Source organism: Cytobacillus sp. NJ13 (genome assembly GCA_030348385.1).
In the GTDB taxonomy this organism is placed as follows: Bacteria; Bacillota; Bacilli; order Bacillales; family Cytobacillaceae; genus Cytobacillus.
The window spans coordinates 2,824,434-2,849,681 of record JAUCFP010000006.1 but is presented as its reverse complement, the minus strand read 5'-3'; the positions used below and the strand labels follow the sequence as shown (position 1 = coordinate 2,849,681).

General features: G+C 38.6%; 26 protein-coding genes and 2 pseudogenes. 22 read left to right on the top strand and 6 right to left on the bottom strand.

Going from position 1 to position 25,248, the window contains the following annotated elements:
• The first annotated feature begins 11 nt into the window (after positions 1–11).
• Positions 12–635: an FMN-binding negative transcriptional regulator gene (locus QUF73_14035; protein MDM5227321.1), complete on the top strand. Its 624-nt coding sequence runs from the start codon at positions 12–14 to the stop codon at positions 633–635.
• Between the two features lie 300 nt (positions 636–935).
• Here the strand turns inward: QUF73_14035 and QUF73_14030 are convergent, their stop codons facing one another.
• Positions 936–1,406 carry a tRNA (cytidine(34)-2'-O)-methyltransferase gene (locus QUF73_14030; GenBank protein MDM5227320.1) on the bottom strand — a complete coding sequence of 157 codons (471 nt, stop codon included), beginning with the start codon at positions 1,404–1,406 and terminating at the stop codon, positions 936–938.
• A 283-nt stretch (positions 1,407–1,689) separates the two neighbouring features.
• Here QUF73_14030 and QUF73_14025 point away from each other — a divergent pair, with 283 nt between their 5' ends.
• The 6 genes from QUF73_14025 to fosM all read left to right on the top strand — a co-directional run bounded on the left by QUF73_14025 (position 1,690) and on the right by fosM (position 8,110).
• Complete coding sequence (locus QUF73_14025) at positions 1,690–1,902, top strand: hypothetical protein (protein ID MDM5227319.1); 213 nt, start codon at positions 1,690–1,692, stop codon at positions 1,900–1,902.
• Positions 1,903–2,351: 449 nt separating this feature from the next.
• Complete coding sequence (locus QUF73_14020; GenBank protein MDM5227318.1) at positions 2,352–4,316, top strand: D-aminoacylase; 1,965 nt, start codon at positions 2,352–2,354, stop codon at positions 4,314–4,316.
• Between the two features lie 466 nt (positions 4,317–4,782).
• Positions 4,783–5,799: a DUF3231 family protein gene (locus QUF73_14015; protein ID MDM5227317.1), complete on the top strand. Its 1,017-nt coding sequence runs from the start codon at positions 4,783–4,785 to the stop codon at positions 5,797–5,799.
• Positions 5,800–6,122: 323 nt separating this feature from the next.
• On the top strand, positions 6,123–6,632 hold the full coding sequence (locus QUF73_14010) for a DUF402 domain-containing protein (GenBank protein ID MDM5227316.1): 510 nt from the start codon (positions 6,123–6,125) through the stop codon (positions 6,630–6,632).
• A gap of 224 nt (positions 6,633–6,856) precedes the next feature.
• Complete coding sequence (locus QUF73_14005) at positions 6,857–7,534, top strand: GNAT family N-acetyltransferase (GenBank protein ID MDM5227315.1); 678 nt, start codon at positions 6,857–6,859, stop codon at positions 7,532–7,534.
• A gap of 153 nt (positions 7,535–7,687) precedes the next feature.
• On the top strand, positions 7,688–8,110 hold the full coding sequence (fosM, locus tag QUF73_14000) for a FosM family fosfomycin resistance protein (GenBank protein ID MDM5227314.1): 423 nt from the start codon (positions 7,688–7,690) through the stop codon (positions 8,108–8,110).
• A 270-nt stretch (positions 8,111–8,380) separates the two neighbouring features.
• On the opposite strand, the gene QUF73_13995 is transcribed toward fosM, so the two are convergent.
• A complete protein-coding gene (locus QUF73_13995; protein ID MDM5227313.1) occupies positions 8,381–8,935 on the bottom strand; it encodes a DUF3231 family protein in 555 nt (184 codons plus the stop codon).
• Positions 8,936–9,137: 202 nt separating this feature from the next.
• Here QUF73_13995 and QUF73_13990 point away from each other — a divergent pair, with 202 nt between their 5' ends.
• Positions 9,138–9,737 (top strand): undecaprenyl-diphosphatase, encoded by a 600-nt coding sequence (locus QUF73_13990; protein ID MDM5227312.1) that lies wholly within the window; start codon positions 9,138–9,140, stop codon positions 9,735–9,737.
• Positions 9,738–9,786: 49 nt separating this feature from the next.
• A pseudogene (locus QUF73_13985) lies at positions 9,787–10,011 on the top strand (hypothetical protein).
• Between the two features lie 252 nt (positions 10,012–10,263).
• On the opposite strand, the gene QUF73_13980 reads toward QUF73_13985, so the two are convergent.
• Positions 10,264–11,478: a translocation protein TolB gene (locus tag QUF73_13980; protein ID MDM5227311.1), complete on the bottom strand. Its 1,215-nt coding sequence runs from the start codon at positions 11,476–11,478 to the stop codon at positions 10,264–10,266.
• Between the two features lie 256 nt (positions 11,479–11,734).
• Here QUF73_13980 and QUF73_13975 point away from each other — a divergent pair, with 256 nt between their 5' ends.
• The 3 genes from QUF73_13975 (at position 11,735) to QUF73_13965 (ending at position 14,421) form a co-directional block, all read left to right on the top strand.
• On the top strand, positions 11,735–12,265 hold the full coding sequence (locus tag QUF73_13975; GenBank protein ID MDM5227310.1) for an ATP-binding protein: 531 nt from the start codon (positions 11,735–11,737) through the stop codon (positions 12,263–12,265).
• A gap of 369 nt (positions 12,266–12,634) precedes the next feature.
• Positions 12,635–13,351 (top strand): MOSC domain-containing protein, encoded by a 717-nt coding sequence (locus QUF73_13970; GenBank protein ID MDM5227309.1) that lies wholly within the window; start codon positions 12,635–12,637, stop codon positions 13,349–13,351.
• Positions 13,352–13,524: 173 nt separating this feature from the next.
• A complete protein-coding gene (locus tag QUF73_13965; protein ID MDM5227308.1) occupies positions 13,525–14,421 on the top strand; it encodes a chromosome condensation regulator in 897 nt (298 codons plus the stop codon).
• Between the two features lie 165 nt (positions 14,422–14,586).
• On the opposite strand, the gene QUF73_13960 is transcribed toward QUF73_13965, so the two are convergent.
• From QUF73_13960 to QUF73_13950, 3 genes are all read right to left on the bottom strand, one after another.
• Positions 14,587–16,092: a BCCT family transporter gene (locus QUF73_13960; GenBank protein MDM5227307.1), complete on the bottom strand. Its 1,506-nt coding sequence runs from the start codon at positions 16,090–16,092 to the stop codon at positions 14,587–14,589.
• Positions 16,093–16,126: 34 nt separating this feature from the next.
• Entirely contained in the window at positions 16,127–16,795 is a 669-nt protein-coding gene (locus QUF73_13955; protein MDM5227306.1) for a hypothetical protein, read from the bottom strand.
• A 243-nt stretch (positions 16,796–17,038) separates the two neighbouring features.
• On the bottom strand, positions 17,039–17,611 hold the full coding sequence (locus QUF73_13950; GenBank protein ID MDM5227305.1) for a TetR/AcrR family transcriptional regulator: 573 nt from the start codon (positions 17,609–17,611) through the stop codon (positions 17,039–17,041).
• A gap of 724 nt (positions 17,612–18,335) precedes the next feature.
• Between QUF73_13950 and QUF73_13945 the strand changes: the two genes are divergently transcribed.
• The 10 genes and pseudogenes from QUF73_13945 to QUF73_13900 all read left to right on the top strand — a co-directional run bounded on the left by QUF73_13945 (position 18,336) and on the right by QUF73_13900 (position 25,149).
• Positions 18,336–18,854: a DinB family protein gene (locus tag QUF73_13945; GenBank protein ID MDM5227304.1), complete on the top strand. Its 519-nt coding sequence runs from the start codon at positions 18,336–18,338 to the stop codon at positions 18,852–18,854.
• Between the two features lie 195 nt (positions 18,855–19,049).
• Positions 19,050–19,667 (top strand): alpha/beta hydrolase, encoded by a 618-nt coding sequence (locus QUF73_13940; protein ID MDM5227303.1) that lies wholly within the window; start codon positions 19,050–19,052, stop codon positions 19,665–19,667.
• A 170-nt stretch (positions 19,668–19,837) separates the two neighbouring features.
• Positions 19,838–20,485 carry a type A chloramphenicol O-acetyltransferase gene (gene catA, locus QUF73_13935; GenBank protein ID MDM5227302.1) on the top strand — a complete coding sequence of 216 codons (648 nt, stop codon included), beginning with the start codon at positions 19,838–19,840 and terminating at the stop codon, positions 20,483–20,485.
• Positions 20,486–20,724: 239 nt separating this feature from the next.
• Positions 20,725–21,072: a VOC family protein gene (locus QUF73_13930; GenBank protein MDM5227301.1), complete on the top strand. Its 348-nt coding sequence runs from the start codon at positions 20,725–20,727 to the stop codon at positions 21,070–21,072.
• A 161-nt stretch (positions 21,073–21,233) separates the two neighbouring features.
• Complete coding sequence (locus QUF73_13925; protein ID MDM5227300.1) at positions 21,234–21,704, top strand: DinB family protein; 471 nt, start codon at positions 21,234–21,236, stop codon at positions 21,702–21,704.
• 139 nt (positions 21,705–21,843) lie between these two features.
• Positions 21,844–22,377, top strand: a complete 534-nt coding sequence (locus QUF73_13920; protein ID MDM5227299.1) for a GNAT family N-acetyltransferase — start codon at positions 21,844–21,846, stop codon at positions 22,375–22,377.
• A gap of 362 nt (positions 22,378–22,739) precedes the next feature.
• A complete protein-coding gene (locus tag QUF73_13915) occupies positions 22,740–23,060 on the top strand; it encodes a PadR family transcriptional regulator (GenBank protein MDM5227298.1) in 321 nt (106 codons plus the stop codon).
• A 71-nt stretch (positions 23,061–23,131) separates the two neighbouring features.
• The gene (locus QUF73_13910) at positions 23,132–23,473 is read left to right on the top strand and encodes a DUF1048 domain-containing protein (GenBank protein ID MDM5227297.1); all 342 of its coding nucleotides are present in this window, start codon (positions 23,132–23,134) and stop codon (positions 23,471–23,473) included.
• Between the two features lie 172 nt (positions 23,474–23,645).
• Positions 23,646–24,407, top strand: coding sequence for an ATP-binding cassette domain-containing protein (locus QUF73_13905; protein MDM5227296.1), 762 nt, complete (start codon positions 23,646–23,648; stop codon positions 24,405–24,407).
• Positions 24,408–25,149 (top strand): annotated as a pseudogene (locus QUF73_13900) (ABC transporter permease).
• The last annotated feature ends 99 nt before the right edge of the window (positions 25,150–25,248 follow it).

Genomic DNA, 25,248 nt, shown 5'->3' with positions numbered 1-25,248 from the left:
GGCGGATGGTTATGTATATTCCAAAATACTATAAAGTCACAAATGCGGATGAAATTTGGGAGTTTGTTCAAAGCAACTCGTTTGGCACGATGGTCACAGCAAAACAAGGAAGACCCATTGCTACGCATCTGCCATTGCAGTTAATGAAAGAAGGAGATATTTATTATTTAACAGGCCATATGGCATATGGGAACCCGCAATGGAGAACATTTACTGCCTCTGAAGATGTACTGGCTATGTTCCAGGGGCCACATGCTTACATCTCCTCCTCCTGGTATGAGGAAGAAAATGTCCCGACATGGAACTATCAGGCTGTCCATGTATATGGTCAAGCGAGTATTCTGAGCGAAGAGGAATTAAAGAGGGGCCTGGCCATGCTGCTTCAAAAATATGAAAAGCATCGCAAGGATCCTGTCTTATGGGATAAGCTTTCTCCGGAGCTTTTAGAACAGCAGCTAAAAGGAATTGTTGGATTCAAGATTAAAGTACAGGAAATCCAAGCTGCCAATAAACTAAGCCAGAACCGTAATGAAAGAGACTATCAAAACATATTTCATAAACTCTATGAAGAGAATGATCTTAATTCTAAGCAAATGGCCCAGCTGATGGAGGAGAAGTTAAAAAAGGGATTATAAGTTTATTGGAAAAAACAGAGGAACCCAGATGTCCCTCTGTTTTTTAGTGTTTGGAATATTGTTAGTATAGATGCAGGGGATATTGATTTATGCTACATTAAACGAATTAATATCAATCTCATACATTAGTTATTAAAAGGGAGGTTTAATTGTGGCTGGGTGTAATTTATTAGCTGTTTTTATTGCCAGGAACAAGAAAGAAAATCAGCATTCAGTCTAAAACAGATGCATAATTTAAGAATTGGGATTTGTCTTTTATAAGAGTGCAAATATAAAACATCTCCCAGCGAGGAAGATGTTTTATTTCAGTTGGGGAAATCCCTGCTGCCGCAGAGCCTCATACACTAATATTGCAGCTGTGCTCGAAAGGTTGAGTGAACGGACATTATCATTCATGGGTATTCTTAAAAAGTGATCTTTATTGTCTTCCAGTAAGTCTTTTGGCAAGCCCGTTGTTTCTTTTCCAAACATAAAATAATGTTCCTTAGATGCATCGCTGAAATCAAAGGATGAATGTGCCTGTTCACCAAAGGTTTCAATATAGTAAAACTCGCCATGGTTTTGTGAAAAAAAGTCATCCATTGAATCATAATACTTTATGTTCACGGATTCCCAGAAATCAAAGCCTGCCCGTTTTATCATTTCTGGATCTGTTGAAAAGCCCAGTGGCCGGATTAAATGCAAGGATGTATCCGTTGCAGCGCAAGTAAGGGCAATATTTCCAGTATTTGCCGGAATATCCGGCTGATATAGTACGACATGTATGGCCAAGGATTGTCACCTCTATCTTCATTTCTCCCTCCAAATTATAGCATATTGATTAGGAGCATTAGTAATTATGCTAACGGGGCAGGTTTGTTTAAGAAGGAAAAAATTAATTTTTGTTAGTTTGGGGCAATGATGATACCTTTTATCGTTTTAATCGTCTAATTAATCTTAAGGAGTAAATTATTGTTAATTTGTTTATAAGCGGCTTTTTTACACTATTTATTATGTTTAGCACAGGTAAGATCCCTATAAAGTGTAATAATTTAGAAACTAGGAGGGGATAGGTATGTCATACTTTAAATGGCATTATATTGGTTGGTTAATTTTTGGGTTAACACTTATTGTTACTTATTTTATTGTTCCGCATAAATACGGTTTTACTGCTATTATTGTCTTAACTGCGTTGTTTGCTATGTATGACTTATTAATAATGTTTATGGCAAAAAGATGGGAAAAAAATAGGAATCAGAAAACCACGAAGAATTCCATCAGATCATAGGGTGGAAAGGGATATATTAATCCTCATTTTACAATTGAGGGTGACTGTGTTCAGATCAGCTGCCAAACTAGGTGGCTTTTTTTTGTTTAACTAAAGGGACAGGTAAATTGAAGAAGAACATTTGAGGAACCCCCCATAATTTAGGGGTTTTTTGTTTAATTAATAGTTTTTAGAGATTTTAAAAAATCTAATAAACGAGCCCTTTTTCTTTGGTAATGCATCAACAATTTAGTAACAGAGATCTTTAAGAAAAGAACCTGGACTAATTAACTAAAGCATTAGGGAGATAATAGGAAGTAAATCTTAGATACAATAGTTATATGATATCAATTATTATCTGAAATATTAGAAAAATTAGTAAATTGTGTTAATGTTAGATTGTTAAAATTCAGGATGAGGAGGCGAAAACGGCTATTGCGTTTTAAAGAAGATTACAGGGAGGGTATAAGGTGAATAGTTTTAGGAAACGTTTTCTGTGTCTATTGTCAGCCGCTGTTTTGCTTGTAGGAATAGTATGTGTAGGATACCCGCAGACCGGACAATCAAAGGAGAAGACCAAACAGGAATTTGACCTTATCCTGCACGATGGGACGATTATTGATGGAACTGGATCCAAACGCTATACAGCTGATGTTGGTATTTCCGATGGGTATATCCAATCAATTGGCAACCTGGACGGGGCAATTGGAAAAACAGAAATCAATGTATCAGGTAAAATTGTTTCACCCGGGTTTATTGATATGCACAGCCATGCGGATACTGAAGTCCTTGCAACGGCAAAAAGCTCACTGACTCAAGGGGTTACGACGGAATTGATCAGTCCGGATGGAGGAGGCCCGGTTGATCTTTCCTATTTGTCCGAGCTAGAAGACAAGGGGCTTGCCATCAATATTGGAAGCTACATCGGATTTAATTCGGTTTGGGAAGAAGTAGTAGGGTTTGACGATCGCCGTGCCACTGCAGAAGAAATAACCGATATGCAATCACTGATAGAAGAAGCCCTCCAAAAAGGAGCCTGGGGAATTTCTGCAGGTTTATTCTACGCCCCTGGGAATTATGCAAAAATGCAGGAAGTCATTGACGTTGTCAGTATCGCGGAAAAATGGAGGACAAACTTTCCGAATCATATCAGAAATGAAAGCAGCCATGTTCTCCAAGCGACAGCTGAAACCATTGAAATTGGCGAAAATGCAGGGATTGTCCCTGTTATTACACATATGAAGGTTATGGGACCAAGCAACTGGGGGAAATCCTTGGAGACGATTAAGCTGATTCAGGATGCAAATAAACGGGGAACTTTTGCTGCGGCTGATCAGTATCCTTATTTGGCCAGCCAAACGGGCTTGATTGCCATTGTTCCGCAGTGGGTCCAGGATGGCGGCCATGAAGAAATGCTAAATCGCTTTGCGGATCCTGCCATGAGAGGGCAGATTGAAGAAGAAATTCATGAGACCATTCAAAGCCGGGTGAGTGATGCTGGTGATGTCTATTTCCCAACAAAACAAACGACGTTAGCGGATATTGCCGCTGAACAAGGGGTTTCACCTGGAGAAGCGACCATGCAAATACTCGAAAAAGAAGGAAGCATAAGAACCATTTACTTCTTCGGCCACCAGGAGGATTTCGAACGGATACTTAAGAATCCTACCACCGCAATTGCTTCTGATGGCGGAGCTACTGTTTCCAGCAGCACACATCCAAGAAGGTATGGTACTCAGCCTCGAGTTTTAGGAAAGTTTGTAAGAGAAGAGGGGTTATTATCTCTGGAGGAAGCGGTTCAAAAAATGTCGGGACTTCCTGCCAATATCATTGGCATGGTTGATCGCGGGTTTATTGCCGAAGGGATGATAGCTGATATTACTGTGTTTGATGCCACTACAGTAACGGATAAAGCTACGTTCGATAATCCAAAACAGTATGCAGAAGGTATCGAGCATGTAATTATTAATGGGCAGTTTGCGATAAAAAACAGTGAGCCAACAGGCGTACAGGCTGGTAAAGCCCTAAAACGAAGCTACGACATGCCTAGCCGGCCAATCAGTCTGAATGAAGCACATAAAGTTTCCGTTAAAGGCCAGCTCGTCAATGAAAATCAAGGAGGAGCCAAAAAGGGGCCAAAAATTAATATTATGGTAGATCAGCAAGCCGATCAAACACAATCTAAAGCAAAACTTCAAATTATTGATAAAGATAATAATGTCCAAATTAATCTCGACAAACTGGGAATCCTGCAAACCTATAAAGGGTGGGCGAGCTTTACTGGCACCGTAAAGTTGAAGAAAAATGAAACCATGCCAATCCTCGTTACGATTGACGAAAAAGATCCATTCACCGGAAAAGAAACAATCAGAGTGAAAATTGGCGAGAATTATCAGTACAGCGGAACTTTAAAAGGAGAATTAAAAGTAGATTAGTTTGTTCCTTCCAATTTTATAGTAATACCTTTTAAAAGGCAGAGAGCTTCTCTGTCTTTTATTTTTTTACTTTCGCATGAAAACTCTTGCTGTAACAGGAGCTAGTGTCATCCTTTTAGATAAGAATAATGGTTGTTATTACAAGTAAGGAAAGACGGAGAAATTAGAGTCGATAACCAAAAGGTAAAAGATTTACGCATTTTTAATGTTCATCAAATTCCTTCGAATATAAGCCCTCCAGACATTAGAGTGATAAGAGAGTTTATCATTTCTTGACTTATGAGCTAAAAGATCCCTTGCGATAAGAATGGGGTGCTGCGGCTGCCCTTTTTCTTTTTAAACTAAAGGGCCGGGTTAGTTGAAAAAAGTGAAACAAATTTTTGAGGGTTATATCGATAAAAATTAAGCTCAGAATATGATTGCAAGTTGAGTTAATACTAAAGAAAAAATGAATGGGGGAGTCCCTATGCATTCGATTAAACCGATTAAATTAAGTTCATATAAAACAAATGTTACTGAAAAACTGACATCAGCAGAAATGGGTAAACTCTGGGCTACATATATGGGAAACAGCATGGCAAAATGCATTCTAAGCTATTATCATCAACACGTTGAGGATAAGAATATAAAAAAATTATTAGAAAATGCATTAAAATTAACCGAAGAATTTTTGAAAATAACTAAAGAAATTTTTGAAAAGGAGAACTTCCCTGTTCCTAAAGGTTTTACTGAGGAGGATGTAAACCTTAATGCTCCTCGTTTATTTGAAGATGAATACTACGTTCACTATTTGAAATATGCAGCAAAAGCAGGGATGAGTATTTATAACGTAGGAATACCTCTTGTATATAGAAAAGATGTAAATGAATTTTTTAGATATTGTATGGATTCTACTATGGATTTAATGGATCAAATCAAAGGAATATTAATGAATAAAGGGCTTATCATAACACCTCCTTTAATTCCAATTCCGGAAAAAGTGGATTTTGCTAATAAGGATTTTTTAAATGGTTTCTTAGGAAATGTAAGACCTTTACATGCATTAGAAATTGCCCATTTTTACGATAATATTGAAAATAATGTAACTAGTAAAGCTCTAATTATGGCTTTTGCTCAAGTAGCAAAGGATGAAAATATTCGGCAATTGTTTGAAAAAGGAAGGGACATGACGACTAAAAATATTGAGAGCTATATCCAAAAACTCCATGATGAAAATTTACCTTCACCAACTTTTCTTGACGATTTAGTTACAACTTCTTTATTTTCCCCCTTTTCCGATAAGCTAATGTTATTTCATAAAATGGATATGTTTTCAATGAAAATAAGAGCGTTTGGAAATTCAGTCGCTGTAAACGGAAGGCGTGACGTAGGTTTACTTTATACTAAATCATTTATGAAAATTGGAGCATTTGTTGAAGATGCAGCTAAGATTATGATTGAGAAGGGTTGGATGGAACAACCGCCAATAGCAGCAAAGAGGTGAAAATCAAAGGTCTTTTATAGGGATACTGCTAAAAAAGGATAAAGAAAAGGCTAATGGATTTTTTTAAATTTTTTAATGTTTTGGCTCAATATATAAACTAAAGGAAAAAAAGTTAACTTTTAGCATAGTGAGTGTTCCCGTATAGCTTTTACCCAAGGATAATTGTGAAATATTGTACTTAACTTAAAGGGTGCATTACTTTAAGATCCGGCTGCCAACTCAGGCGGCTTTTCTTATTGCACTAAAGGGGCGGGTTATTTTAAGAAGGAAATTTCCAATGATTAGGCGAAATAGTTAGGAGAATTTCTTTTAGGATGATTAAATTGAGTAATGTTGTAAAAATTAAAGCTCTTAAATTCCCTAATATTCTTCACTATGAATGGGAAGGCGAATTGATTCATCACACCTCTGATTATTTACTTGTCCTTTGCAAACCAGGCCGCAAGTTAATTCACCATACCAAAAGTAATGTTTTTACTATTGATAATACCTCATTAGAGTATTTTTCCTTGAAAGAATGGTTCACAGCTGCGATGGAAGTTGAAGATGGAAAAGTTGTATCTACTTATTGCAATGTAGCAAAACCTTCCTTATTTAATAACAAAGAAATAAGTTTTGTTGATTTAGATTTAGATTTTATTCAAGAGAAGAATATCCAATGGACAGTCGTTGATGAGGATGAATTTGAAGTAAATAGTATTAAATATGGGTATTCAAAAGAATTAAAGGTGGAGGCATTAAAAGCACTAGAAAGGTTAAAGGAAGAAGTGAGACAGAGGAATTTCCCTTTCAACAATCAAGTTGCATCTCTACTTAAAAACCAAATTTCTTAGACACTGAGAACTAGGCGCTTTTTTATACAATGGGTTGCTTCTGCATCTCTTTTTCTTTTTGACGATAACCTAGGAGATTTAGTTCTAAGCCTGGATTTAAAAAGCGAAGTAGAAAAGAAGAAATTTGTCTCGATAATTCATAAACGTTTTATAGATACATTGTGAATTATTACACTTAAACAATCTTGAATATTAGACAGAAATGATGAGTGTGGAGGGATAGTATGATCTCTGATTTAGAATTGATGGAGCATCATGTGAATGTGTTATTTAGACATGATAGTGAAAATCGAGTGACAGTTGTGAATGAGCCACCTTACGGTTCAGCGCCACTAATTTTCGTTGGAGACACTAGAATGGGTAGTATTGTAAGGTATTCAAACTCCCTCGATAAGAGTATTGTAGAGAAGTTAGACCAAGTTATAGGAACTAACCCTGGTGCTCACATAGAAAAAATTATAAAGGTATTAAGCATGGACCACCTTTTAAATAATGTATGGACTGGGCCAGCGTATGTATTCCCTGATGTAAGGGACAGGACTTATTCAAGAGCAATTAAAATAACTCATGAAAACAAAGAAATTTTAATGCCTCATTTTCCATATACATATGAAGATTTTGAGTATAAGCAACCCTGTTTTGTAATAATTGAAGACAATAGACCAGTTTCAATTTGCTGTAGTGCAAGGCAGACTTCCAAAGCCGACGAAGCAAGTGTATTTACACATGAAGACTATCGTGGAAGAGCATACGGTGCAGATGTTGCAAAGGCCTGGGCTGCAGAAGTACAAATACAAGGACGAATTGCTCTATATAGCACTTCTAAGGACAACTTAGCGTCCCAATCTGTGGCAAGGAAACTGCAATTAGCTCAGTATGGAACAGACATTCATATAAGTTGATTAACACAGGCCTGCTTTTGCAACTAAAAGGGCATTAATCCAGGAGGGAATATTGCTTCTTTTGTTAAAGTCACTATTGGGCAAATGGGGCAGAATACTTCAATAAGATTTTGTATAATGACTATATAAAAAAACTTAGTTTGGGGTGATTTGGTGTCAATAAAAGGCATTAATCATTTTTTATTTTCAGTTTCCAATTTAGAAGCTTCTATTGAGTTTTATAAAAATGTTTTTGATGCAATGTTGTTAGTTAAGGGAAGAAGTACTGCATATTTTGATTTAAACGGTATATGGCTTGCCCTTAATGAAGAAAAGGATATTCCTCGTACTGAAATTTGCCAATCATATACACATATAGCTTTTTCAATAGAAGAAGCGGAATTTGATAATATGTACCGTAAACTAAAAAAATTGAAGGTAAACATCCTGTCAGGTCGTCCAAGAGACGAAAAAGATAAAAAGTCTATTTACTTTACTGATCCAGATGGGCATAAGTTTGAATTTCATACAGGTACTTTACAAGACAGACTAGATTATTACAAAAAGGAAAAAACACATATGGAGTTTTACAATTAAATGATTTTAGTTGGTTTGAAGAGTTTTTGAAGGATTGTACTTAATGTAACTGATGCTTATATTCAAGATCAGCTGCTAATCAGGCAGCTTTTTTCCATCAATGGTTTTTAAAAAACTGCATAAAATGAAAAAAATATAAACGCCAATCCCCGATTCATATGGGTTTGGCGTTTTATAGTTGTGTTTATGTAAACCTAAAATTACATTTGATTGTTTTTGCTCTGCCTAATTTTCACCTTTATCACTCACACAGATAGCATTATAGAATTTTTAGCCTAACGGTTGTTGAGAACCGGGTGGGACGTAAAAAGGTGGGACTTGAATCCATCCGCGCTTACGCATTAAATGTTTTAATCTAGTCGCGTAAGCTAATTTTTCTGCTTGAAACTGAATAAACAATATACCTACATCAGTACGAATTGATTCTGAAGCAGCACTGGCAGCACGCATAATTAAGCTAATAATTTTTAAAGATAATTCGTTTGCAATTACATCATCCGTTAATTTAACACCGAGAGGAACACTGTTAGGGTCTGATTTTGGCATATCTTCAGGGGCAGAAGGCAAAGTAATTCCTTCCTTAATCATAAAATCATGAAGTCGTTCCCTCTGACTGTTCCCTAGTTTCATGTCTTCTTCAAGTATTGCTTTTAGTTCATTATCCGCCGTGGTATTTATACCTGCTTGAACAGAAACTTTTGCTAATTCAAGGCCTGCTAAGTAAATCCAGCATGCCATCACTTCTCCTACATGAAGAGGTTGATCTTCATCTTGATCTGTCATCGATTTCATGGTATCCATAACTGTTTCCCATAAATTTAGCATGTGATCCCTCCTGATTTTTTAGCTTAATTACTTATATTGTTTGTTGCATATGAATATTTATTCAACCGGTTCAGCTTCTGATTTCAGCAGCTGCGTTCATATTACATAATTGTTAGATTCATGTAAGGTAAATCGATTTTTAACTAATAAATGATTGACTATACTTCTTTCATAGTGATAAAACAGGAAGGAAGTATAAATGATGGATTTATCCCAAATGAACGTGGAACTGTTTAGGATCATTAATGATTTTGGTAAAGAACATACATATTTAAACCATACATTCATATTTTTAGCTGAGTATATGGTATTTGTCCTTGGTTTAATGGCTTTAATTTTCTGGTTTACCAGGAGAAAAGAAAACAGGTTTATGATCATCTCGGCTGCTTTAGCCTTTATTATGGCTGAGATTATCGGTAAAATTGCTGGAAAGTTACATTCAAATAATCAGCCATTTGCAGAATTGTCTAATGTAAACAAATTAATAGAGAAAGCAGTAGATAATTCCTTTCCAAGTGACCATACCATTTTATTCTTTGCATTTTGTACGACTTTTTTCATCTATCAAAAAAGATGGGGATACCTTTGGATCATTATTGCCCTTTTGGTTGGCGTATCCCGTATATGGGTGGGGGTCCACTATCCTGCAGATGTCTTGGCTGGAGCACTAATAAGCATTGTTTCGGCAATAATCGTTTCTTACATTGTCCCCCGTCTCAACTTTATAAAAAAGTTTCTACTGCTTTATGAAAAAGGGGAAAAACATATTTCTCCTGGCAGGGACAGATCCAGAGAATTATAAATGAAAGGATTTAATAAATGTGGTTCATTGCTGGCGGATGGGAGATTGGATTTCATACCCAATTAATTCAATTTTGAGTTATTCTGAAACCGGAATCCCCTTTCTAGATCCAGAAATAGTACTTTTATATAAAGCGAAAAGCACAAGGGAAAAAGACCATCAAGACTTTATGACAATAAAGGATTATCTCGGTAATGAGCAGAAACAATGGCTTTGTTATACATTAGAAATGCACCAGCCAACACATAAGTGGCTTCAATTTCATTCCTATTAATTATTCCAACTTATGTTCAAGAACAGCTGCTAATCAGGCAGCTTTTTTTTATTGTGTTACTGGGGCAGGCTAGTTGAAGAAGGAGGGCGATTAAGCGCTTGTAAGTAATACATTTTTGGAATAAAAAATAGGAAAAGCAGTCCAAAACGGACTGCCTGTAATTCTGGTGATATATTCTGGGCTTTAGCTGTTCTTTTACATTTTTATCTGTATTGGAGCTAATTACGCTATAAGTTTTTTTCTCCTCATTGGTTACTTTTTAAATATAACAGGCGAAAAATCTACATCTTCTATCCAAATTCTCGCTTCATTCTGCTTTTCATGCCTTATCAATACATTACCTTTCTGCGTTTCATCTTGTCTGCGTACCCATATGAGATAAGATCCAACGACCTGAGGATCTATATCTAACTCATTTTCTTTTGGAAATGTGATTTGATTCTGAGTGCCTGAGTCTAAATCTATCTCAAATAGAGAGGTGAACATTGTGGGAACTGGACCCTCTTTCCACGCTTTGTTTTCCTGTGACCGTGCGACGATTACTTTGGATGGTGACATCCACTCCAAATCTAAGTCTGCATATCCTTTCGGTGTATACTCTACCTGCTTGGTGGATGCCTTTATTTCAGCAATTTTAGTAATTTTATTTTCAACAAAAAACCGTCCTTCTCCTGAAATATAAGCTAATTGGTTGCCGTGTGGTGCCCACTTAAACCAGTCACTAAATCCTAACATCCTACCGATGTCCTGAAACACTTTTCCATCAAAAGATAAGACACATAAAGGATTACTGTCCATTGCCCAAGAAGGTGTAGGGGTGCCGAGAAAGCTGACCCATTTGCCGTCATGACTCCACTTAAAGTCACCAACAGTAACGGCAAATATATCATTTTCATCGATTGGAATTGAGTACAATAGTTTCGCTTTTTTCTCGTTAAGATTCATATCCTTTGGTATACGATACAACTTAATCGGCTCCCAGCCTGTGGGAAGGCGGTTTGAGCTAGCAGAAACAATAAACTCTTTCCCGTTTGGATACCACTCAAAGCCACTAACACCTAACGACACATTTTGAAATCCATAAGGCCTGCCATCCTTCATTTTTGTAACATTTAATACCCATCCAGATAAATAAGCCAGTTCATTTGAAACAGGGGACCAAGTAAAAGAATGTGTCTCAATACTATGGTAAGGTTCATAGCTTTCTTTCTTCTCTGTATCATACATCCACAAGTTAAACTTTTCTCCCTGCTCATCACCGTCGATGTACGCAATAAATCTGCCATCATAGGACCACTTCGGTGAATAGACATATTTATCTTTGGTAAGTTGTATTTCATAATCTCCCTCTTTCATCCATAACTGGTGGTCACGAACAAACGCAGCCTTCAATGGAACTTCTGCCTTCGTCACAGAAATGAACTGAAATATGAAAAGCATCATAAATAGAAATATTTTTATTGGCACGTCAATCCCTCCTTTTAATTAGATTTTCCTAAGAAATTCAAGGTGATGCTCGGTATTGAGTGTGAATAGGTCTTCAAATCTAAGTGAGGTGAGTTTTTTCGAACGGATTGAATATGGAGCAAGAAAAGGTATTGATCTAAGAAGGAATATTACCTTTTCCTTTCTTATTGAAGTAAAGGGGCAGGTTAGTGAAAGAAGGAATATTATAATAAAGCACAGAATATCTAAAAAAATTTTATTAAAAGGGGGACTATAGGTGTTTGAAAAATCCGCTTTAGATTACCTTTATCGTGAGAGAGATGACTTTACCCCTTTAGTAGTAATGATGTGCGGGATAGCCGGTTCTGGAAAAACGACTTTCTCTCAAAAGTTAGAAAAGGCGGGTTTTGTACGTCTTTCTATAGATGAAGAAGTCTGGTCTGCTAATGGTCGATACGGAATTGATTATCCGATTGAAAAGTATAGAGAGTATTTGGAAAAAGCTCATTTAAGATTGCGTGATAAACTAGTAAAGTTAATCCTTAATAAGAAACAAGTAGTGGTTGACTCTAGTTTTTGGAGAAAGTCTGAAAGGATTGAATATAAGCAGCTAGTTGAAGCTGCTGGAGGTAAATGGTGTCTTATTTATTTGAAAGTGAATCATAATGATTTGCGTGATCGTCTAAAGATAAGAAGTAACCGGTTTGATGCAAATGCTGCCTTCCCAATAACAGAGGAAATATTAACTGCTTTCCTAAATGGATTCGAAGTTCCAAAGGGAGAAGGAGAGATTGTAATTGAGTATTAAGAGAACTTTTCTTCTTTTAGCATTCCAGTAACAATTTTTATTAAAGAGCCTTTATGATTTGGTTACATTTTAACCCAAGGATCGGGTAAAGGGGCAATTAATTTATGGAATTTAGATTATTAAAGTTAATTTGATCTACCATAGACAACTTCTTTTGGTTTAAAAATATAGTTTGTGAAGAAGTGTGCTTAAGCTAACGGGTGCGTTGATCCAGGAAGGATTAATGCCTTTTTTGTTCAATATCTTCTTATTGAACAAACAGCAGGATAGTTGAAGAAGGAAAAGGAATAGTTTAAAGAGATACGTAATAAAATGCAGGGAGTTAATTGTACTAACGTGCATTTCAGATTAATTACAGGGGGATAAACTTTGGATCAAAAGAAAGAACGTATAGGAAGAGTCAAAGAAATCAATAGGTTTCCTGTGAAATCAATTTTGGGGGAGTCTTTATCCTCTGCCCTAGTTGATAGTCGAGGCATACTTGGAGACCGCTTATGGGCAATAAAAAATGAGAATGGAAAATTTGGCAGTGGTAAGACTACACGGCGCTTTCAACAGATGGAAGGTTTATTTAACTATAAAGCAAGATATGAGGGGGACACTCCTCTAGTAACTATGCCCGATGGAACAGAATATCGAGGTGATCAGGAAGGGATAAACAAAGCATTAAGTGAGTTGTTAGGGTTTCCAGTATCATTGGCAAAGGAAGAATCAATATCACATTTCGATGAAGGGCCAATAAGTATCATCACAACCTCTGCGTTAAACATGTTAAGTAAGGATTTAGGAGAAATAGCAGACCCTCGCCGATTTCGAGCAAACATGTTAATTGAAACAGAAGCAACAGGATATCTTGAGGATGAATGGGTGGATCGACTAATTCAAGTAGGAGAAAGTGTTACCCTGAAAATTGTTGCCCCACTTCAAAGGTGCATTATGGTCAACAATCCTCAGGAGGAACTAAAACAGGATGCTGGAATATTGAATACCTTGGTAACTAATCATGCTGCAACATTTGGTGTTTGGGCAAAAGTTGAACGATGTGGTGAGGTAAGTGTTGGGGATGAGGCTGTGTTACTTGAATAATATGTGCTGAGTGTTTGTTCTGCAAGAAAAGTAAAATTCCCTGAAGTAAAAGGTGCGAGAGTGACTAAGGCTGCAATGAGGCATCTATTTTTTATTAAAGTAACGGGGCAGGTTAGGTATTACAGGAAAAGTGATACATTAATAAAATAGGTCTTGTTTCGAGGAGGTAAAGCATGGATTATATGTTACCGGAAGAAGCGGTGTTAAAGGTGAAACGGTGGCCTAAAAATACCATAGCGGCGGGTCGTCGTCATACCGTTGGGCTTAAATCGGAAGGAACGGTGACGGCAGTGGGGGATAATAAATATGGCCAATGTGATGTAAGCGGCTGGCGCAATATTGTGGCGGTTGCGGCTGGTAATGTTCATATGGCAGCGAACACGGGTAATGCTCATACAATCGGTCTTAAATCTGACGGTACTGTGGCGGCTGTGGGCTGGAATAAGCATAACCAATGCGATGTAAATGACTGGAGTAATATTGTAGCGGTTACGGCAGGCTGGCGTCGTACCATTGGGCTTAAATCGGATGGCACGGTGATGGCAGTGGGCCGGAATCATGGGGTTGAGTTCAAGCTAAGCGGCTGGCATGATATTATAGCGGTCGCGGCGGGTGACTGGCATACCCTCGGTCTTAAATTGGACGGAACGGTGACGGCTGCGGGTAATAATCGGTATCGCCAATGCGATGTAAGAGGCTGGGGCGATATTGTGGCGGTCGCGGCGGGTTATCTTCATACCCTCGGTCTTAAATCGGACGGAACGGTGACGGCAGTGGGCTTGAATAAAAATGACCAATGCGATGTAAGCGGCTGGGGCGATATTGTGGCGATAGCGGCGGGTAGTAATCATACCCTCGGCCTTAAATCTGACGGTACTATGGCGGCGGTGGGTTGGAATGAGTATGGCCAATGCAATGTAAGTGATTGGCGCGATATTGTGGCGATTGCAGCGGGTTGTGCCCATACCGTCGGGCTAAAATCGGACGGAACGGTGGTCGCTGTGGGTGATAATGAATATGGCCAATGTGATGTAAGCGGCTGGCGCGGCATCCAACTGCCCAAGAATTAGTTTTCGGGGTAAAGATTCCTTCTTCAGCTAACGGGTGCTTACGTTCAAGGTCAGCTGCTGCTCAGGCAGCGGCAACAAGCCTGAATTTTCTAATAAATAAAAAAACTTCCTGACCTGTAAAAGAAGTCAGGAAGATTAGTCAGTTACCTTTAACAATGTGCCGTTTCACTTATGGCTATTCTCTGCCTCATACTCATTCTTGAGACCTTTGTGCAGGGAAAAGCACATCAAAATCAAGATAATCGCAAATGGCAGTGCTGCTGCGAGAGAGGCAGATTGCAGGACGTTCAGACCGCCAGCGAATAGCAATACTGCAGCTACAGCAGATTGAATAATGCCCCATGTTACTTTAATCTTGTTGGAAGGATTTAATGTGCCGCCTTCACTTAGCATTCCTAACACAAAGGTTGCAGTATCGGCAACTGTTATATAGTAAATGGCTACAACGGTAAAACCGATGATACTTAACAGAAAACCTAGTGGAAGCTGATCAAAGAATGTAAAGATAGACAAGTCTACATTATTTGCGATTGATGTTGCCAGGTCACGGTTTCCTTGAACGAGATCCAGCGCAGAACCGCCAAAAATGGACATCCATAAACATGTTCCTAGAGTTGGAACAATCAACACCCCAATAACAAACTCCCTGACTGTTCGTCCTCTTGAAACGCGCGCGATAAACATACCTACGAATGGAGCCCAGGCAATCCACCATGCCCAGTAGAATAACGTCCAGGAGGCGATCCAGCTGTCTCCTTCGGAAAATGGTGCCAGTCTAAAGCTTAAATGCAGGAAATCACTAAGATAAAGACCAGTCGTATTAAAGAAGACTTTCACAATAGTCAAGGTAGGGCCGACAATCAAAATCAGCAGCATAATCAAAAAGGATAGGATCATAGCGCCATTTGATAAGTATTGAATTCCTTTATCCAACCCTGTATTAATTGAAATGATAAAAATGACGGTTGCAACGGCAATAACAATCAGCTGGACGAATAGATGATTCGGAACGCCGAAGATGTGATGCATTCCCGCTGTTACCTGCATGGCACCAAGGCCCAAAGATGTCGCAATACCGAAGACCGTTGCGAAAATTGACAGAATATCTATCGTTTTTCCGATCGGTCCGTAAATGCGGTCACCTAATACTGGATAGAATGCAGAACTTATTGCTGCCGGAAGCTTTTTCTTGTATTGGAAAAAGGCAAGTGCCAATCCAATTACAGTGTAGATCGCCCAGGGATCCAGACCCCAATGGAAGAATGTATATTTCATAGCGGTATTGGCAGCCTCGGCTGTGAACCCTTCCCCGTAGGGAGGTTTTACGTAATGGGTTACTGGTTCAGCAACACTCCAGTAAACGATCCCAACTCCCATTCCAGCTCCAAACAGCATAGCAAGCCAGGAGCCGGTGTTGAAATCAGGCTTGTCTGTTTCCTTACCCAGGCGAATACTGCCGTATTTAGAGAAGAGTATATAAACGGAGAAGATTACAAAGAATAGTGCCGCGCCAAGATAAACCCATCCAAGGTAATCGATTGCACCCTTGTAGATGATATCAGTGACATTGGTGAGACTATTTTTAAAAAAGACGCCCCAAATAATAAAGATTAGTGTAATTAATATAGAAATGATAAAAACAGTATTACCAGTTTGTTTTTTACTGCCCATAGAATCCTCCTAGTATCTTAGCTTGTCCGGTTAATTACATATCGAGGAGATGATAAATAACCTCCCATATATCTGAGTCCGTTAACTCATGCAGCGGAACTTCTAAACCGCCCCCAAGATATATGGTCTGGCCCTTGATTGCGATTACCATCGCTTCCAATAACTCATTGTCGTCTTTCTTTCGATAAATGCTGCCTACTCTTGGCAGTTGCTCACTGCTGGTAGTAATGACAGGTCCGAGCGCACTGTCATCTAAGTTCTCCGCAGTCACATTTTCCATACTCTGATAATCGATAGGATTGCTGGCATCAGCACGGCCAGGTTCCATTACCATGTATTCGTAATGCTTGAGTCCGTGAGAATTACTCGTAGTAACTCCGTTTTTATCTGACGATTCCACCACATCGATTTCATTCAAAGAGTATGTATCAAGGGGATCAGGCTTCGGATTGTGAATTATTATATGATCGCCTTCCTCAGCATTCCTTTTGCTCAGCGTATAGACATTCCGATTGAATACAAAGCTGTCATGTTCATTTGGTTTGTATTTTTCTACACTCGCTGCTGTCGTTAAAATCTGTGTTAAATCCCTCAATCTTATTGCATGAACGGATTGCTTATACATCTGTTTAACACCGTATATCCGATGCAGCTCATTGTTATAATATACAAGCTGTCCTTTTCTTATTTGATATAGTTTCACGGATAATTCCCCCTTCTAGCTAAATTCTTAAGTCAGGATTATAAAAAAAGAGGATTGCACAACATCTATCATAATTAGGGGTCACTTTATATAAATTATGATGCATAAAAGAAGCAGATAAATACATTCGAAAAATCGAGAAATTGTTGTGATTTCCGCCCATTACAATATTCTTATATAATCCAAAAAGCAGCAGAATAAACTTCCTAACGCTGATTATTGCCTAAACGGACAGCCTTCCGTTTATTTAATTCCATTCCGCTTTAATAATACCCACATCTGCTCTGCCATCAGCTGTGGAGGCTGCGGCATCCCGTTAATTATCCAATTCTCCACAGTCCCAACAAAAGCCAGCGCCATAAAATCAACAATTAACGTTTTATCCATGTTCTGGTTTACCCCATCCATATCAATCTTATCCTGAATTAAAGACGTAATAACTAACAGCATCCGTTCACGAAATGTTGAAGTTCTTCTGTTGGATAGCAAAGAAAAGAATAAAGAGAAATTCTCCTCCACATAAAGGAACAAAGTCCTCAGCCCCTCTATCGTTTCCGCTTCCTCCACATCCTTCTCCATGAACTTAGAAAAACCAGGAGAGTTAAACATTCCGCTTAAATGATCATCAATGCATTGAGCCAGCAGAGCGTATTTATCCGTATAATGCAGATAAAAAGTCCCCCGGTTTACATCCGCCCGCTCCGTAATGTCATTAATGGTGATTCGATCAAACTCTTTCTCCTCAAACAACTCAAGAAACGCCTTATTAATGGCCTTCTTCGTTCTAAGGATCCGTCTGTCTGTCCTTGTCTCCATCCAATCTCGCCTCCTTTGACAAAAAAACTTAATCAATTGTTCTTTTGCATTACAAATGCATACATCAAGCGAACTTAATTCTGAACCTTTGTTAAGATAAACAACATAATTAGGATAAACAACATTATAATAATAAACAACAATAGTTAATAAAACAACAGTTGTTCAATAATTTGATGAGGATTTACTTGGAAAATGCAAATAAAGGAGGATTCAAAGCGACATAAATTCAATTTCAGGAAGGAGGGAAAAAATATTATGCCATTTGTTTTTTCTGCCTATTTTGTCACATTCAATATTATTTAATCGTCTCAATTTATAAACACCACTGGGAATAGGTGAGATTTATAAGAAGGTTGGATAAAATGGGGTACCGAGCAATTCAATGTGCTCAGGGAATTAAAAATTCAGCTGCTTTAACTGCATCATAAATGAATAAGAGTTCAAAAAAACTTAGAAAAAACTATCCGAAATCTCCGCTATTGGACCAGCCTCATCCGTGTTCATTTAGAACGCCATTGGTTATATAAACATACTTTCATATCAAACTATTGCGTCTATATACTTTATAGATGAAAATTTGTGCAGTAACTACGCTTAATCTAACGGGTGCTTTTGCTCAAAAAAGCGTTGCAATGGTCTTCAGCAATCTAGCAGGGCTTTTTACATTGAAGACCGAAGTATTTAGGAAGGAAAAATTTAACTAAAAGGGAGGAAGTCCTTGATGGGAAAACATCATGCGTTAAAACTGTATGATTATCACGTTTGGGCGAATAAAAAGTTTTTCGAGCGATTGAAAGAATTGCCCAAGGACATTTATGATCGGGAAATACAAAGTGTTTTTTCCTCGATTGCGAAGGCACTTGTTCATATTTATACGACAGATACAATATGGCTCGGTGTAATGCAGGAGAATAGTATGGAAGAGATTCAAGCTTCTATCGCCATTGCTCAAGAAAAGACAAAGGATAAGAGTCTTGAAGAAATGGAAAAACTGTTTCAAAGCTTGTCAGAGGAATATCAAAAGCTTCTTAACAATGTTAGCGATTTGGATAAAGAGATTTCCCCAGAGCATCCTAAATTTGGGCGTTTGGATACTCATTTTTCTGAATTGATTCAGCATGTTGTTAACCATGGCACATATCACCGCGGAAATCTTACGGCAATGATTCGTCAACAGGGTTACTCAAGTGTATCTAATGATTATGTTTTTTATCTTTACGATATCAGCACGTCAAATTAGTTTTTTGCATAACTTCATTCCGGAAGGTAAATAAAGTTTTATATCTGATTATCGCACTCGGGTTCTTTTCGAGTAACGCGTCTTTTTGTGTATAGGGCCATTTAAGGGGAATCAGTTTATATCTGCAAATTTTTCAACATTTTAAGAGTTGTAGGTTGATAAGACAATATGACAGACTAAGGAAGTGAGAAAACGGTGCCTGCTCATAAAATTGCTGGTTCAAAAAGTATTCCTTTTAGATTGATAGAACAAAAGGAAGAAGCAAACAGTTTAGTTATTGTCTTGCCCGGGGCTGGCTACACAACAAAAGCTCCGCTGCTGCACTTTACAACAGGGCTATTTTACACGAAAGGTTTTGATGTATTACACATTAACTATACATTTAGCAGGGAGGAAATGTCTGTTCTAAGTGAAGTGGATTTCACACGAGATGTACAACATGCAATCGACAACGCCATTAAGAACAAAAAATACAGAAATTATTATGTAGTGGCTAAATCAATAGGAACAATAGCTTTAAGTCATCTGCTTAATAATGCAATGTATAAAGGTGCGAAAGCAGTATGGCTGACGCCATTGCTGCAAAGAGATGATGTATTTAACGCATTGGTTAATAGTGATCATAAGGGACTTTGTATGATTGGAGATCAGGATAGTTGTTTCATTGAGGAGCGCTTTGAAAAATTGAAAAAGAATCAAAATCTTATATTAAAAGTGATTGATGGTGGAAATCACAGTTTAGAGCTTGATGAAGAACCAATAAAATCTATTGAAATATTAAAAGGTGTCATTTCAAACATTAATGAGTTTTAATATCTGAAGGGGCCATTCTGTAGAATGCCTTATTGCTTTTTGAACTGAGGGGCTGGTTAGTGGAACTTGATAATTTAAAGAAATTTTTTATTAAAAAGGATGACTGTCATGAAAAAAGCAGTGAAAATAGCCTCCTAAGATAAATTTAATTATATTAGGAGGCGTTGAATATGAAATTTAACATTATTAATCGTGACAATTGGGATCGAAAAGAATATTTTGAGCACTATTTACAGCAGCAGACAACATTCAGTATAACGAATGAAATGAATATTACTATTCTGATGAAGAACTTAAAGAAAAAGAATTATAAGTTATATCCTGCGTTTATTTTTATGGTTACAAAAATAGTTAACTCCCACAGAGAATTTAGAATAAGTTTTAACTCAGAAGGTAATTTAGGTTATTGGACAGAGATATGCCCTCTCTATACAATTTTTGATAAGAAGACGCACACATTTTCTGGCATCTGGTCACCAAACTTATTTATTTTTTCTGAGTTTCATTCTCAATATGAAAATGATGTAGAAAACTACAATGGTACGGAGAGATTATTTCCAAAAACACCTATACCAGATAATAATATTCCGATCTCTATGATTCCTTGGAGTTCTTTTACCGCATTTAATTTAAATATAAATAATGGCGGGGATTTTCTCTTACCCATAATAACCGGAGGGAAGTATTCACAAGTAAATGATGAATTCTTCCTGCCTGTCTCTTTACAAATGCATCATGCTGTTTGTGATGGCTATCATGCTGGTGTTTTTATGAATGATTTACAAAGACTTGCTGATGAAAGTGCAGACTGGGTTTAACTGGTCATTGGAGGAGTATACCAAAGGAACTGGGTGCAGCAGTTCCTTTTTTTATAGAGATACTGAAGTTTGTAAAGAACTGCACTTTAAAATATAGGGCTCAATAGTGGCTAGGATTAGGAGCTTTTTTTTATTCGACTAAAGGGGCAGTATAGTTGAAGAAGGGAATTAACATTAAATCTCGTATATTTAATGTAATCGAAAAACTAAAAATTAAAGAAAGTCAGGAGTTAGTTACGATGATAAAAGGTTTTGGCGGAATATTTTGGAGGACTAAGAATCTTGATTTTGTAAAAAAATGGTATAGTGAAGTACTGAAGATTGAAATAGAAAATTGGAATGGGACTGTGGTTAAACCCCAATTAGGGAATGAAACCATCTTTTCTTTCTTTGCCGAAAATGACAGCTATTTTCCAACAGAACAACAAGTGATGCTGAATTTTCAAGTACATGATCTAGACGAGACTATAAATCATCTTGAACAAATTGGTGTACCTCTTGCTAAGGAAAAAGAGGTAGGTGAGTTTGGGAAGTTTATTTGGATTGAAGACCCTGAAGGCCGGCTGATCGAGCTTTGGGAAAAATAGCGAGTTGTATTTTATTTGCTATGAGCTATCGGGTGCGTCAGCTGCCGAACTAGGCGGCTTTTGACTAATAAACAAGCAGAGGGGGTTAGTTTAAAAAGGAGTTTCTGCCATTTTGTTGAAGTACTCTTTAGTTGATGCCAATTTTTAAGGAGTGGATATGAATGAATCGAACTGACTTGCTTTTAAGAATGCTCGATACTACATACGATAATGAGAGCTGGTATGCACCATTCAAACCTGCAATAGAAGGACTCACGGCAGAACAGGCCAGGTGGAGACCAGCGGGAGACACAGCAAAATCAATTTGGGAAAATGTTAATCATCTTATTTACTATAAAAAGAGACTTGCCGCAAATTTAGAAGGCCGTGAATGGGCACAAAATCTCGATGGGGATCAAACTTTCTCCCTAACAGACCAAATAAATGATGACAAGGAATGGATGGCTGTCGTGGAACGCGCAGAAATGGTTCAGCGCAGTTTAAGAGAAGCTTTAATTAATACAGCCACTGAAGCGCTTGAACAAAATTCTCTTGTAGAAAAGCTATTAGACATAATGCTTCACGATGCATACCATACGGGTCAAATTATTCAAATTAGGAAGATGCAGGGTTCCTGGCCATCACATCGTTGATAGGTGGAAAAGCAGCTGAATAAATGTATATAAGTAAACGGGTGTTTCGCTCCTGGATCCTGCTGCCAATAGTGGCTCTTTTCCTTTTTAAACTTAAATGGGGGTAACCAATTTTTTTGTTATTAAAAGGATGATTTAATTGGAATTCAGAACTGAAAGATTATTAATTAGGCCGTTTAAGAGTACCGACTTACAAGATGTATTTAACATTTATAAAAATGACTATACATGTAGATACCTCTTGCATGATAAGTGGACCCATGAAAATATCAAAGGAAATTTTAATAAAAAGTTAGAGAATAGTGCACTCACAAAAGAAACAATGTTAAGTTTAGCAGTAGTACACGGTACCAGGGTAATTGGTGATTTATCTGTATGGTATACAGATATGAAAGATACTGTTGAAATTGGCTATAGCTTTTCTAATGAAGCTTCGGGAAGGGGGTATGCAACTGAAGCTGTGAGTAATTTAGTGAAGAAGTTATTTGTTGAGTTTGGTGTGCATCGTATACAAGCCAGCCTTGATGCAAGAAATAAACCCTCACAAAAGTTGTGTGAGCGTATAGGTATGAGAAAAGAAGCTCATTTCATACAGGACTTTTGGAATAAGGATGAATGGACAGATAGCATTGTGTATGGAATGCTGCGTTCAGATTTAAATTTAAGAAACTAGCAGCAGGATTGTACTGAGATTTTATCAGTCTTATATATATTAATTCCGTTGAAATACTCCTCTCGTTACTAGCTGAGTTACTGTTCAGACAAAACACCCCTAAAGATTTCACTGCTGTTTTAATTGATTATAGAGCTGCTTATGCTTAGGGATGCTGCCGAATAAGGCGGCATTTATTATTTAATTAACGGGAGCAACTTAGTTGAAACTTTTTTAAATAAATAGTTGACACCCCTTGCTACTTGGTGATACAATGTACTTGTAATAAGCAATACTGAATAGCAAAAGCTGTTCAGTATAAATTTTACCTGGTACTAAGTAATACTGAATATAAGTCAGACACAATAGAGGAGGCTCTGAATATGGAAAATTTAACTGAAATGCTGAAGGGATCGCTTGAAGGCTGTGTAATGGAAATCATCAGCCGACATGAAACCTATGGCTACGAAATTACCCGCCGGCTGAACCAGCTCGGTTTTACCGAAGTCGTGGAAGGGACGGTCTACACCATCCTCGTGCGATTAGAAAAGAAAAAGCTGGTGAACGTGGAAAAGAAACCGTCAGATATGGGGCCGCCCCGCAAGTTTTACTCCCTTAATGATGCCGGCCGCCAGGAACTTGAATTATTTTGGGAAAAATGGGATTTTGTATCATCAAAAATCAACGTCTTGAAGTCAACCTAGTTTCATAAGATACTCTGTCGGATATTTTTGGAGTGTCTTGTTCAGCTTTATAAAAAAGGAGGAAAAATAACATGTTGGAAATGTTCAAAAAAATGCTTGGTGATAAAAAAGAATACAAGATGATGATGGCACGGGTTGAAGCCCTGCCAGAGGATTACCAATTTGTATTTAAGAAAATTCAAAACTACATGTGGAATTTCTCAGCGGGCAACGGAATGGATATGCTGCACATGCAGTATGAATTAATCGAGTTGTTCGAAGCCGGTGCGGCGGAAGGCAGACAAGTGCTGGAAATCACCGGGGATGACGTGGCGTCCTTTGCCGACGAATTAGTGGCAAATGCTAAAACCTATGTTGCCAAGTATCGTGAAGATTTAAATGAGAGTATCATGAAGCGATTGGGAAAAAAGTAAATTCACTAGATGAGACCGACTGAATAGGTGTTTTACAAATGTGATTTGTCACCTGCACTATTCAGTTTCATTTTTACCCCGGTACTAAGTTATACAGAATATCTGTCAGACTAAGTAGAGGTTTGTATGCAATCCAGCTCCGCAAGGCGCTTACTATAAGGAGGAAAAACGTATGAACAATGCAGCGATTTCTGTAAAAGGGTTAAAAAAATCCTTTAAAGACAAGGAGGTCTTAAAGGGGGTGGATTTTGAGGTGCAGCGTGGTGAAATTTTCGCCCTGCTGGGTTCAAATGGAGCGGGCAAGACGACGACCGTCAACATCCTCTCGACGCTGATGAAGTCCGATGGCGGAGAAGCAGGTATTTGTGGCTTTGACGTCCAGCGTCAGCCGGATCAGGTTCGCCAGAGCATCAGCCTGACAGGGCAGTTCGCAGCTTTAGACGGCATGCTCACCGGGCGGGAAAATCTGATGATGATCGCCAAGCTGCGTGGAGTTTCCAATCCCGCACAAGTCGCTGACAATTTGCTTGCAAGATTCAGCCTGACCGATGCGGCCAACCGCCGGGCTGACCAGTATTCCGGCGGGATGAAGCGCCGGCTTGACATTGGGATGAGTCTGATCGGGACGCCAGCAGTCATTTTTCTCGACGAACCGACGACAGGGCTTGACCCGGAAGCGCGGATTGAAGTCTGGGATACCGTCAAGGAGCTTGCCGGCGGCGGTACGACCATCCTGCTGACGACCCAGTACCTGGAGGAAGCCGAACAACTGGCAGACCGTATCGCTATTCTGCATGGGGGAAAAATCATCACGACCGGTACTCTAACCGAACTCAAGGAGATGTTCCCGCCAGTGAAGGTGGAGTATATCGAGAAGCAGCCGACATTGGAGGAAATTTTCCTTGCAATCATCGGCAAAAAGGAGGAGATGTAAATGAAAAGCAAAACAGGGGTATTACTAGGCCGTTTAATGCGCAACATCATGCGCAGCCCGGATACGATTATTACGGTGGCGATTACACCGATTATGATGATGCTGCTGTTTGTCTACGTATTTGGCGGGGCCATAGAGACAGGATCGGACAATTACGTCAATTATTTATTGCCGGGAATCTTGCTGATGGCTATCGCATCCGGCGTTGCTTACACTTCCGTGCGGCTGTTTACGGATGTAAAGAGCGGGCTGATGTCGCGTTTCATTACGATGCCCATCAAGCGCTCGTCAGTATTGTGGGCTCATGTTTTGACCTCGCTTGTTTCCAATGCACTTACTATCATGGTGGTTTTACTCGTCGCGCTCTTGATGGGCTTCCGTTCCAGCGCTGATATCCTGGATTGGCTTGCGGTAGCTGGGATACTCGGGCTGTTTACGCTGGCACTGACATGGCTGGCGGTCATTCCCGGATTGAAAGCGGGGTCTATGGAAGGTGCGACAGCCTATTCTTACCCGCTGATTTTCCTGCCGTTTATCAGTTCGGCCTTTGTTCCCACCGATACCATGCCTAAAATAGTCCGTAAGTTCGCTGAGAACCAGCCCGTGACTTCAATCGTGGATGCGATCCGTGCCCTCTTGTATGAAGGGTCTGTTGGCAGCGGCATCTGGATTGCGCTTGCCTGGTGCGTCGGCATCATCTTACTTCTTCGCTGTTAAAGAATTCAAACGCCAGTTAGGGTAAGTACACCATTATAGGATTGACGGAATCATAGCCCTATAGAACACTTTGGCTAAAGGTTAATGAAGCATGTAAATAATGAAAAAGGTGAATCTGCAGTGG